This window comes from uncultured Methylobacterium sp., assembly GCF_964251405.1.
GTDB lineage: Bacteria > Pseudomonadota > Alphaproteobacteria > Rhizobiales > Beijerinckiaceae > Methylobacterium.
The window spans coordinates 41,039-52,240 of the sequence record NZ_CAXUJR010000011.1; the positions used below are offsets into that span (position 1 = coordinate 41,039).

13 protein-coding genes are annotated in these 11,202 nt (G+C 67.4%); 5 read left to right on the top strand and 8 right to left on the bottom strand.

Annotated elements, in window-relative coordinates:
• From ACFE7U_RS03750 to ACFE7U_RS03760, 3 genes are all read right to left on the bottom strand, one after another.
• Window positions 1-667 (bottom strand): cytochrome P450 (locus ACFE7U_RS03750; RefSeq protein ID WP_375408392.1); only part of this gene is annotated, 667 nt, incomplete at its 3' end.
• A gap of 287 nt (window positions 668-954) precedes the next feature.
• Entirely contained in the window at window positions 955-1,533 is a 579-nt protein-coding gene (locus ACFE7U_RS03755) for a PilZ domain-containing protein (RefSeq protein ID WP_375408393.1), read from the bottom strand.
• A 146-nt stretch (window positions 1,534-1,679) separates the two neighbouring features.
• Window positions 1,680-3,548, bottom strand: a complete 1,869-nt coding sequence (locus tag ACFE7U_RS03760) for a sigma 54-interacting transcriptional regulator (RefSeq protein WP_375408394.1) — start codon at window positions 3,546-3,548, stop codon at window positions 1,680-1,682.
• A gap of 416 nt (window positions 3,549-3,964) precedes the next feature.
• On the opposite strand from ACFE7U_RS03760, the gene ACFE7U_RS03765 reads away from it, so the two are divergent.
• The 5 genes from ACFE7U_RS03765 (at window position 3,965) to ACFE7U_RS03785 (ending at window position 8,364) form a co-directional block, all read left to right on the top strand.
• Window positions 3,965-5,323: a CmpA/NrtA family ABC transporter substrate-binding protein gene (locus tag ACFE7U_RS03765; protein ID WP_375408395.1), complete on the top strand. Its 1,359-nt coding sequence runs from the start codon at window positions 3,965-3,967 to the stop codon at window positions 5,321-5,323.
• Window positions 5,324-5,326: 3 nt separating this feature from the next.
• On the top strand, window positions 5,327-6,169 hold the full coding sequence (gene ntrB, locus ACFE7U_RS03770) for a nitrate ABC transporter permease (RefSeq protein WP_375408396.1): 843 nt from the start codon (window positions 5,327-5,329) through the stop codon (window positions 6,167-6,169).
• Between the two features lie 8 nt (window positions 6,170-6,177).
• The gene (locus ACFE7U_RS03775; protein WP_375408397.1) at window positions 6,178-7,146 is read left to right on the top strand and encodes an ABC transporter ATP-binding protein; all 969 of its coding nucleotides are present in this window, start codon (window positions 6,178-6,180) and stop codon (window positions 7,144-7,146) included.
• A gap of 154 nt (window positions 7,147-7,300) precedes the next feature.
• Complete coding sequence (gene cynS / locus ACFE7U_RS03780) at window positions 7,301-7,789, top strand: cyanase (RefSeq protein ID WP_375408398.1); 489 nt, start codon at window positions 7,301-7,303, stop codon at window positions 7,787-7,789.
• 167 nt (window positions 7,790-7,956) lie between these two features.
• Complete coding sequence (locus ACFE7U_RS03785; protein WP_375408399.1) at window positions 7,957-8,364, top strand: DoxX family protein; 408 nt, start codon at window positions 7,957-7,959, stop codon at window positions 8,362-8,364.
• Between the two features lie 33 nt (window positions 8,365-8,397).
• On the opposite strand, the gene ACFE7U_RS03790 is transcribed toward ACFE7U_RS03785, so the two are convergent.
• The 5 genes from ACFE7U_RS03790 to ACFE7U_RS03810 all read right to left on the bottom strand — a co-directional run bounded on the left by ACFE7U_RS03790 (window position 8,398) and on the right by ACFE7U_RS03810 (window position 11,063).
• Window positions 8,398-9,294: a diguanylate cyclase gene (locus ACFE7U_RS03790; RefSeq protein WP_375408400.1), complete on the bottom strand. Its 897-nt coding sequence runs from the start codon at window positions 9,292-9,294 to the stop codon at window positions 8,398-8,400.
• 172 nt (window positions 9,295-9,466) lie between these two features.
• A complete protein-coding gene (locus tag ACFE7U_RS03795; protein ID WP_375408401.1) occupies window positions 9,467-9,973 on the bottom strand; it encodes a hypothetical protein in 507 nt (168 codons plus the stop codon).
• 94 nt (window positions 9,974-10,067) lie between these two features.
• Window positions 10,068-10,316 carry a hypothetical protein gene (locus tag ACFE7U_RS03800; protein WP_375408402.1) on the bottom strand — a complete coding sequence of 83 codons (249 nt, stop codon included), beginning with the start codon at window positions 10,314-10,316 and terminating at the stop codon, window positions 10,068-10,070.
• Between the two features lie 213 nt (window positions 10,317-10,529).
• Complete coding sequence (locus ACFE7U_RS03805) at window positions 10,530-10,685, bottom strand: hypothetical protein (protein WP_375408403.1); 156 nt, start codon at window positions 10,683-10,685, stop codon at window positions 10,530-10,532.
• A gap of 81 nt (window positions 10,686-10,766) precedes the next feature.
• Window positions 10,767-11,063 (bottom strand): hypothetical protein, encoded by a 297-nt coding sequence (locus tag ACFE7U_RS03810; RefSeq protein WP_375408404.1) that lies wholly within the window; start codon window positions 11,061-11,063, stop codon window positions 10,767-10,769.
• Window positions 11,064-11,202 lie beyond the last annotated feature (139 nt).

Genomic DNA, 11,202 nt, shown 5'->3' on the forward strand with positions numbered 1-11,202 from the left:
CGTGCGGGCAACCCACGGGGGCGGCTGGATCGCTCGCCCGCATCATGAGGCCGAGAAGATCGTCGCCGATCCGGTCGCCGGCGCGACGCCGCGCGACGATCCCCGCAATGGTGCTGCGCAGATGACGGGCGGCCCGGGCGGCGCGGAGCGAGCCCGGATGCGGCATCCAGCCCGGCGCCCCGAGCATGGACAGGGCGACCTTCCAGCCGACGCTGTCGAGATAGGCGTTGAGGGACCGCCCGAAGGCCGCCACGTCGAGGGCCGGCTCGTCCGGCAACGTGGTGGCTCCGATGATGTCGAAGGTGGTGCGCATCATCTCGTCGAGCAGGTCGAACGTCCCGGGCTCGCGAGCCTCCCAGCGCTCCGCGGTTCTGGACACGGCGTCGTGCATCGCCGGTACGAGGGCCTCGATGCTATCCGGCCGGAACAGGGGCGACACCGTCCGGCGCTGAGCCCGCCAGGGCGCCCCGTCCGAGGTGAGGATGCCGCGCCCGAGCATGGGCGAGAGCGCGCTGATCATGAAGTCCTCGCGGATCACCGCATCGGCCTGGTCGACGAGGAGGGTTCGGATCAGCGCGGGATCGCAGACGAAGAAGGTCCGGCGTCCGAAACGCTGGGCTTCGACGATGCCCTGATCGTAGACCTCGTCCGGCCAGGACTCGATCATGTTGCGGATGATTTTGCGCAGCAAACCAGGACAGGCGGCAGCCGCCTTGAGCGTTGACAGCCCAGTCGAACGCCCATTTACGGTCCGCGAATACCCTGCGCTGGCGGAGATTTGCATCGAAGACCCTGGTGTCCCTGACCGCGACGCTATCGCCATCCGATTGACAAATGATAAACCTACCGGCGCAATCTCATCGAAACGTCGATCGAAACCGCCCTGATGGTTCGAGTCTCCATCGTCGCATCAGCGTCTCGAAGGCGCCGGCCTTACGGTTTCGGGGCGATCCTTCAGAGGACGACGTCGGGGCCGACCTCGCCGTCGCGGAACGGCGACAGGAACGCGGCGCCGATCCCGTTCTCGAAGGACCGGGAGACCTTGGCCGGCGTGCTGCCGATCAGCACGAGCGTGCCGACCTCGATGGTCTCGTCGAGGGAGACGGCGACCCCCGAGACGGAGATGTTGAGGACGCGGCCCGGGATCATCGCGCCAAGCGCCGTGGTGACGACGACGTCCTGGTCCTTGGGCACGATACGCGGCGCTGCGCGCTCGGCCAGCGGTTTGACTTGCTGGTCCTGGGCCAGGGAGACGAGGTTCTGGGCGATCAACCTCAGCGGATACTCGGCCCGCAGGATGCGAACGGCGAAACGCTGCTTGCCGGAGCGGATGACCTCGGTTTCCAGGGAACCGGCATAGCGGATGCTGCAGACCAGAGCCTCGCCTACCTCCGGGACCACGGACGACTTGAACCGGATGCCATGTTGGGACACGTCGTCGGTGATTGCATAGAAATCCGGACGGAACTGATTCCAGCACAAGGTCGGCAAGATGACCTTGATCCGGGGAATCGTGCGACGCTCGGTCATCATGTTCTCGCTGAGACCAGACTGCTCTAGCCTACGAGATGTTCGATCCGGGCTTCCGCGATCCCGACAATTCTCGGTACCCGCGGTTTCCAGATGCGCAGTGAGCATGGGTGCCCTGCGCCGATCGGGCGGCTTGTCATGGCGCAGGTCTATTTGCGCGCGATGGCGAAAGCCTTGATGCGCGAGGCGAGGGTGGTCGGCTTCACTCCCAGGATCTCGGCGGCTCCGCCTGCGCCGAAGATCCGGCCCTGGCTGAGGGCGAGGGCGGCGACGATGTCGGCGCGGGCGAGGGCGCGGCGCTCGGCCTCGGTGATCGGGGCTGAGTTCGGTCTTTCAGGTGCCATCGGGCGCTGCGAGACCGCTCCCTCTTCGGGCTCTGGCAGGTCGAAGCGCATCCGGCCGCGTACGGCCAGGATCGCGGCTCGCTCGATGATGTTCTCGAGTTCGCGCACGTTGCCGGGCCAGTCGTAGCGTGTGAGGCGGCGGACGTCGCCCTCGGTGAGGCGCAGTTCGGGCACGTTCAGCCGCCGCACCACCCCTCGCAGGAAGTGTTGGGCGATCAGGGGGATGTCCTCCGGGCGCTCGCGCAGGGGCACGGCCGCGATCGGGAAGACGTTGAGGCGGAAATAGAGGTCCTCGCGAAAGCGCCCGCGCTTCACCTCCGTCCTGAGGTCGCGGTTGGTGGCGGCGACGAGGCGCACGTCGACGGCCCGCGTGCGCTCCTCGCCGACGCGCTCGAACTGGCGCTCCTGCAGCACGCGGAGCAGCTTGCCCTGGAGGTCGAGGGGAATCTCGCCGACCTCGTCGAGGAACAGGGTGCCGCCGTCGGCGAGCTCGAACCGGCCGACCCGGTCGCGGAGCGCGCCGGTGAAGGCGCCCTTGGCGTGGCCGAAGAACTCACTCTCGAACAGCTCGCGCGGGATCGCGGCGCAGTTCACGCGGATCAGCGGCCGGTCGCGGCGGCGGCTCGCCTCGTGGATGGCCCGCGCGATCAACTCCTTGCCGGTGCCGGATTCGCCTGTGACGAGGACGGTGGCGTCGGTGCCGGCGACGAGGTCGATCTGGCGCAAGGTCGCCTCGATCGCGGGCGAGCGCCCGATAATGCCCTGATGGTGGCCTCCCTCGCGGATTTCCTCGCGCAGGTAGGCGTTCTCGAGTTCCAGGCGCTCGCGCAGGCTGTCGACCTCGGCAAGCGCGTTACGCAACTGCTCGTCGGCCTCGCGGCGCTGGCTGATGTCGCGGAACACGATCACGGCGCCGAGCAGTCGGCCTCGGTCGCGGATCGGCGTCGAGGTGTAGGCAACGTAGAACGGCGTTCCGTCGCGGCGCCAGAACACCTCCGTGTCGACCTGATGCACAGCGCCGTCGCGAAAGGCCGCGTAGATCGGGCAATCGTGGTGGGGGTAGTGGCAACCGTCCGGGTGGCTGTGATGGACGGTGGAATGCATGTCGCGCCCGACGAGGTCGGCCGCCTGCCAACCCAGCATCCGCTCGGCGGCCGGGTTGATGAAGGTGGTGATCCCTTCGGCGTTGACGCCGTAGATGCCCTCACCCGCCGCCCGCAGGATGAGCTGGTTCTCCCGTTCGATGTCGCGGAAGATGCGCTCCATGCGCTGCCACTCGGTCAGGCCCGCGCGCATGTGTGCGTCGGCCTCGGTGTCGATGAGGCGTCGGCGGCGCTCGTCGAGGTCGAACAAGCTGACGAGGATTTTGTCTGGGTCGCCCGGCAGCAGGGCGCCGCTGTACTCGACATGGAGGGCGTGGCCGCCGGCGTGGCGGGGCGTCAGCGCGTGGGTCCAGTCGCGGCCCCGGGCCTGGACCGCCTGCGTGAAGACGATGAGCGTCGGGACCTGGTCCGGGTGGAGTGCCGTCACGCGCATGCCGCGCAGTTCGTTGCGCGTGTAGCCGAGGAGGCGCGTCGCCGCCGGGTTGGCATCGTCGATGGCGTCGGTGCCCGGATCGAGCACCAGCATCGCCTCGGGCGCGCAATCGAAGGCGGGGCCGTAGGAAGCGTTCACGCTAGAACACATCCGCTGGCGTGAAGGGGATGTGCGGAAGGCTCACCGCACCACCTGCTGGCGAGTCTTGGGCACTCGATCCCCCTTCGTCATTCCGGGGCTCCGCTTCGCGGCCCGGAATGACCGAATCGGGAGGCAGACGAACTGACCCATCATTCGACGGTCAAACACGCGCGCCTCACCGACCCATTCGAAGCCTGCAGCCAAGTCCACTTCTTTGAAGACATGATACGGCGCACGACATATTCAGCACGGGCTACGAAATTCCGTAACATTGATTACGACCTTTCGTAGCCTACGAAAATCCGTAGCGGATCGCTTTTCCCTAAAGAACTGATGCAACTGACGAACTCCGCCGCATCCGACATGGCACGCTGCTTGCGCAGTGCCTGCTGTTCTCGGGGAAGGCAAACGCGATGGCGCTGTTCGACGATCCGTTCGATTCCAAGCTCACGCTGAAGCAGCGCGGCTGCTCCTGCGGCGCGCATGCCTCGCAAGCCGAGCACGATGCGGCGCCGAGCGGGGACGCGCAGATCGAGCGCGTGGTCGAAGCTGCGGTCATGCGGGCTTTGTTTCCGCACGATGCCCAGCGCCGGGCTTTCCTGCGCAGTGTCGGCGCGGCAACCGCGCTCGCCGCCGTGAGCCAGTTCTTCCCCGTCAAGTTCGCCGCCGAGGCGCTGGCCCAGGCCGGGACGCCGGAGAAGAAGGCGCTCAAGATCGGCTTCATCCCGATCACCTGCGCGACGCCGATCATCATGGCCTCACCGATGGGCTTCTACGCCAAGCAGGGCCTCGACGTGGAGGTCGTGAAGACGGCCGGCTGGGCGGTCATCCGCGACAAGACCCTGAACAAGGAATACGACGCCGCCCACATGCTGGCGCCGATGCCGATCGCGATCTCGCTGGGGCTCGGTTCGACGCCGACCCCCTACACGATGCCGGCGGTGGAGAACGTCAACGGCCAGGCGATCACGCTGGCGCTCAAGCACAAGGACCGGCGCGACCCCAAGGACTGGAAGGGCTTCAAGCTCGCCGTGCCGTTCGACTACTCGATGCACAACTATCTGCTGCGCTACTACCTCGCCGAGCACGGCATCGACCCCGACGCCGACGTGCAGATCCGCAGCGTCCCGCCGCCCGACATGGTCGCGAACCTGCGCGCCGAGAACATCGACGGGTTCCTCGCGCCCGATCCGGTGAACCAGCGCGCGGTCTTTGACGGGGTCGGCTTCATCCACATCCTCTCGAAGGAGATCTGGGACCGCCACCCCTGCTGCGCCTTCGCGGCCTCGCAGGATTTCGTGACGCAGACGCCCAACACCTACGCGGCGCTCCTGCGCGCCATCATCGAGGCCACCGCCTTCGCCTCGAAGGCCGAGAACCGCAAGGACATCGCCGCCGCGATCGCGCCGGCGAACTACCTCAACCAGCCGCTCACCGTGGTGGAGCAGGTCCTGACCGGCACCTACGCCGACGGCTTGGGCGGGGTGAAGAAGGTTGCGGATCGGGTCGATTTCGACCCCTTCCCCTGGCAATCCTTCGCCATCTGGATCATGACCCAGATGAAGCGGTGGGGTCAGATCAAGGGCGAGGTCGATTACGACGGCGTCGCCAAGCAGGTGTTCCTGGCCACCGACGCCGTCAAGCGGATGCAGCAGGACGGGCTGACGCCGCCGACCTCGACCACCAAGAGCTTCTCGGTGATGGGCAAGGTGTTCGATCCGGCCAAGCCCAAGGAGTACCTCGACTCCTTTGCGATCAAGCGGGCGATCTGAGCGATGCCCAGCGCATCTCTCAACCTCCGTGCGGTCATCGTCTCGCTGGCGCTGCTCGCCGCTTTCCTGCTCGCCTGGCAGATCGCCACGAGCGGCCTGTCGAAGACCCAGGCGATGGACCCCGAATATGCGGCGCTGATGGGACTGTCGGCCACCACCGGCAAGTCGGCGATGCCGGGGCCGCTGGACGTCGCGGCCACGATCTGGGGACACCTCAAGGACCCGTTCTACGACCGCGGCCCCAACGACAAGGGGCTCGGCATCCAGCTCGCCTACTCGATCGGGCGCGTGGCGCTGGGCTATGGGCTGGCCGTGCTGGTGGCGATCCCGGTGGGCTTCCTGATCGGGATGTCGCCGCTGATGAGCAAGGCGCTCGACCCCTACATCCAGCTTCTCAAGCCCGTCTCGCCCTTGGCCTGGATGCCGCTCGCACTGTTCACGATCAAGGATTCGGGGCTCTCGGCGATCTTCGTCATCTTCATCTGCTCGCTCTGGCCGATGCTGATCAACACCGCCTTCGGGGTCTCGGGCACCCGCAAGGAATGGCTCAACGTCGCCCGGACCCTGGAGGTCGGCCCGCTGCGCCGCGCCTTCACGGTGATCCTGCCGGCGGCCGCCCCCACCATCCTCACCGGCATGCGCATCTCCATCGGCATCGCCTGGCTCGTGATCGTGGCGGCCGAGATGTTGGTCGGCGGCACCGGCATCGGCTACTTCGTCTGGAACGAGTGGAACAACCTCTCGATCACCAACGTGATCACCTCGATCCTGCTGATCGGCGTCGTGGGCATGATCCTCGACCAGTTGCTCGCCCGCGCGCAGCGCCTCGTGACCTTCCCGGAATAGGCCCCGCGATGAATGCGCTGACCCCCTTCCCGGCGGCCACGCCCGCCCGCCTGACCGACAGCCCGGAACCCGGCCGCATGTCACCCGATCAGAAGTCTTCCGACAAGTTCATCTCGATCGAAGGCATCGCCCGCCGCTACCCGGCGCCCGGGGGCAAGCAGACGACCGTGTTCGAGAACCTGTGGCTGTCGATGCGGCGGGGCGAGTTCGTCTGCATGATCGGCCATTCCGGCTGCGGCAAGACCACGGTGCTCAACATCCTGGCCGGGCTCGAGGCGCCGAGCGAGGGCGTCTGCATCGCCGACGGCCGGGCGATCGAGGGGCCGAGCCTCGACCGCGCCGTGATCTTCCAGGGGCACGCGCTGCTGCCGTGGCGCACGGTGCTGGGCAACGTCGCCTACGCCGTGTCCTCGCGCTGGCGCAACGCCCCGAAGGCGGAGATCGAGGCCCGCGCCCGCAAGGCCATTGCGCTGGTTGGTCTCGCCGGGTCCGAGCACAAGCGGCCGGCCGAGCTGTCGGGCGGGATGAAGCAGCGCGTCGGCATCGCCCGCGCGCTCTCGATCGAGCCGAAGATGCTGCTGATGGACGAGCCGTTCTCGGCGCTCGACGCATTGACGCGCGGGACGCTGCAAGATGAGGTTCGGCGCATCTGCGTCGAGACCGGGCAGACCGTGTTCATGATCACCCACGACGTCGACGAGTCGATCTACCTCGCCGACCGCATCGTGCTGATGACGAACGGCCCGGAGGCCCGGGTCGCCGAGATCGTCGAGAACCCGCTGCCGAAGGATCGTACCCGGACCGGGCTCCACCGCCAGCCGGGCTACTACGCCCTGCGCAACCACCTCATCGAGTTCCTCGTCTCGCGCAGCCGCACCTTTCGCGACGCGCAGCCCGAGGGCTACGACCAGCGCCACCCGCCGGTCGTACGCCTGACTCTGACGGAGGCCGACGAGGCCGCCGCCGCGCTCGGCTGAGCAGAGCGCTCTCTCCTTCCCCTTGAGGGGAGGAGCCGGAGGTGGGGGTGGTTCCGCTAGCCTCCGCAGAGGGTCACCCAACCACCTCCACCCCTGCCTCCTCCCCGCAAGGGGCGGGGATTCCCGCGACATATCCGATCATCAGGAGACCGCCATGAAGCGCGAAGACCTCACGGAAAAGCTGCTCGACATCAAGCGCGAGAAAGGCTGGACCTGGAAGTACATCCAGGAAGAGATCGGCGGCATCTCGCCGATCCTGATCACGGCCGCCTGCATGGGCCAGATGAAGCTGCCCAAGGCCCAGGCCAAGAAGGCGGCGGAGCTGTTCGGCCTCACCGAACCGGAAGAGCGGATGCTGAACGAGGCGCCCTATCGCGGCTCGATCCCGCAGATGCCGCCCACCGACCCGCTGATCTACCGCTTCTACGAGCTGGTGATGGTCTACGGCACCACCTGGAAGGAGCTGATCCAGGAGGATTTCGGCGACGGCATCATGTCCGCGATCGACTTCAACATGACGATGGAGCGCGAGCCCAACAACAAGGGCGACCGGGTCAAGATGAGCATGTCGGGCAAGTTCCTGCCGTACAAGTACTACGGCAACGACGACGGCGTGCCGGAATACGGCTTCAAGGAGCCGTAGGTCGGCGGAGCCCCCGTCGTCCGGCCTCCGGCCTCGACCCGGAGCCCGGAGGCGGCATGTGCCATGCCGCACCGGGAGTCGAGTCGACGCCCGAACCCGTTTCATGCTGGATGCGGCGGCCAAGCTGCCGCCGGCAGCCTTCAGGCCGCTGACGGAGACTGGCCCGCATGAACCTCGACGCGATCTCGACCAACTGGGCGCCGCGCTTGCTGAGCGTCCTGCGCATCATGACGGGACTCTTGTTCCTCGCGCACGGCACTCAGAAGCTGTTCGGCTTCCCGCCGCGCTCGGGGGGCGGCAACGCGCCCGAGCTCATCTCGATGATCGGCGCCGCCGGCATCCTCGAACTCGTCGGCGGCGTGCTGATCGTCCTCGGCCTGTTCACGCGGCCGACGGCCTTCATCCTGTCGGGCCAGATGGCGTTCGCCTATTTCATCGCGCATGCGCCGCGCAACGTCTTCCCGTCACTCAACGGCGGCGACGCGGCGATCCTGTTCTGCTTCATCTTCCTCTACCTCGCCGCGGCCGGCGCCGGCCCGTGGAGCCTCGACGCGCAGCGCCGCAGGGGCGTCTGACGGGAGGCCGGCAAGGGCCGCCCTGTTGGCGGCTCAGCCGGCGCGATCGAGGATGAGGTCGGTGGAGGCGGAGACCACACGGTTGCGGCCCGCCGTCTTGGCCTCGTAGAGCGCGATGTCGGCCCGCTTGATCAGACCTTCGACGGTGTCGCCCTCCGACCATTCGCTGACGCCGAAGCTGCAGGTGAGGCGGATCGGCGTGCGTGCGCCGCGCAGGCGCATCGCCTCCATGACGAGGCGCAGGCGGTTGGCGATCGTCTCCGCCTCGGCCATGGTTCGGTGTGCGAGGACGACGGCGAATTCTTCGCCGCCGAGCCGGCCGACGATCCCATCCGCGGCGATCTCGCGGGACACGCTCTGGATCGCCGCGTCGCCGACGTCGTGGCCGTATTCGTCGTTGATGCGCTTGAAATGGTCGATATCGACCAGGATCGCCGCCATCCGCCCATGATTGCCGACGCGCTCGGCCGCGTCCCGCGTGCGCTGCAGGAAGGCGCGCCGGTTGAGGAGGCCCGTCAGCGGATCGGTCTCGGCGAGGCGGATGAGCTCACCCTGCATCGTCGTCAGGCGTTCCGCCGCGCGCAGGCGGGCGTGCAGCTCCTCAGCGCCAGGAGGCTTCTCGATGAAGTCGTCCGCGCCGCTGTCCAGCGCCTCTGCGAGGTTCCGGGCATTGCGCGCCGAGGACATGGTGATGACGTAGAGGGGCCGGTTCGACTCGGCGAGCAGTCGCGCCGACCAGCACAGTTCCAGCCCACTGATCGGGCGAACCTCGAGGCTCGTGATCAGCACACGCACCGAGACCGTCCCGGTGACGTAGTCGAGGGCCTCGGACGAATTCGTGAACACCGTCACCGTATGCCCGTGCGGCTCGAGCAGCCCGGCCACGATCTTGAGGATCACCCGGCTGGAATCGACGATGACGATATGCATGGTGGCCGGCCGTTCACCCTCGGGAGATCGAACTCCGAAGGATGACGGCGACACCTTAATTTGTTGCGAAGGGCTCAAGCTCCCGGGAGCTGAGATCTTGGGAGCCGAGCTCTCCAGCACTTGCAGACTGGCGAGATCATGCCGTCCGCGACCGGCCCGGAATGTTGAGGCGTCAGCGGCGCGGAACGTTCACCGCAATGACACGGGCGCCGCCGGCACTGGCGGGTCTGGGCTCGTCGCGAATGTCGGCGTTGGACCAACCGCCGTCTCGGCTGACGACGCGGGAGCCCCGATGACGCGCGGTGCGGGGGGGTGCATCGATCACATAGACGGTGGGAACGCCGACCGTCGCGGTGCGGATGCCAGTCATTGTCGGGACGCCGTAGGTCCCATAGCTCCAGACGCTCGGAACGAGCTCACTCGGCCGGGGAGTGCGCGTGTATGGTGCGCCAATGTAGTCGCCACGGATCGCCGGTTCGGCAAAGCCGTAGCCCTCGCCGACGTAGGAATGGGCGTATCCGTATCCGACTCCCTGGGCCTGGACCCCGCCTGCGGCGCACGACAGCATGGCGGCACCGCATAGTCCGATCAGCGATCGCTTCGACGACCCCATCATTCGCGTTCCTTCGACTGGCGTATCAACGAACCTCATGATCCCGTTGAACGGCGTGAGCGCCACCGTCGTTCCGGTGGTTGCTCCCGCGCTAGTGGTGAAGACTGCGTACGGTCCGGATCATCCACACCGGGAGGGCGCTGATCCGCTCGGTCGACGCTCAGCGGCAGGTCGTGATGCGACGCACGATCCAGCCTTCGCCGTCGACCCAGAGGCGGCGACGGGCGCGGTTGCAATTGGCCATGTCGTCCGTGGATTCGACGGCAAGAGCGGGCTGGGCCTGGGTCTCCGAAATGGCGGCGACCTTGGTCGTGGCTGGCTGCGCAGGGGCGGCAGATGAACCGAAAACGGCAACAGCTAGTGTGAGGCCGCCGACAATGGCGGCCGGAAAACGTGTCGTCGGGCTCATGATCTCGGGTCTCGCCTGCCTGCCATGGTTCCGGCATCCGCCATTCCGTCGGCGGGCCGGCGGTGACGTGGGCCGCTCGGGCCATCGTCAGCGTCATCGGACAAGTAAAGCGCGAGCTTTGCATTCAGTTGCAAAACTCGTTGCGTGCGGTGCGAAAAAACACGACGGCGTGAAGGGTAGGCTGTGCCGGCCGACCTGGGGGGCGAGCCAGCGCTACTGCCCTGCCGTTACGCTCAGCATCGGGAGCACGACGGCGATCTGGATCGCGTCCCTGGGACCGACCGGTGCCGTCGCAATGAGGGCACCGAGGCCGAGCGCCAGGGACAGGGCCAGCAACGACGCCTCGATGCCACGATAGAAGCCGTCCATCCGCCCACTCCCCTGCAACCTGTCAGAGATGATCGGCCGGCAGAGTTAAGCGAACCGTAACCGCGGCACGGAATTCCGGGATCAGGCTCGCCCCAGGGGCTCCATCCGGGCGAGCTCGCCGGCGGGTGGTTGCAGCAGTGCAGCGGCGAGGTTCGCCTCCAGCACGATGAGGTCGCCGTCCGGGTCCGGCTCCCATCCGCAGCCGCAGCCGCCCGGCCCCTCATGGCCGTCCGCCATCTGCCGGTAGAGCGCACCCACCGCTCGGGCCGCCACCTGAAGCGCCAGCATCGGCGGCAGTGGCCCACGGTTCAGGCTCTGCCAGAATGCCCGTCGCAGCGCTTCGTCGAGGGCCGCTTCCGCCGCCTCCTCGGCGCACATGCGCCCCGACCTAGCGCCCGTCATCGTGCGTCGTCCCGGCGAGGCGAGGTTCAGCCGGCTCCGCGGCGGCCGAAACGAAGTCGATGAGGTCGGTCAGGCGGCCCAGCCGCAGGTCGAGGCACGAGCCGTCCCACCAGAC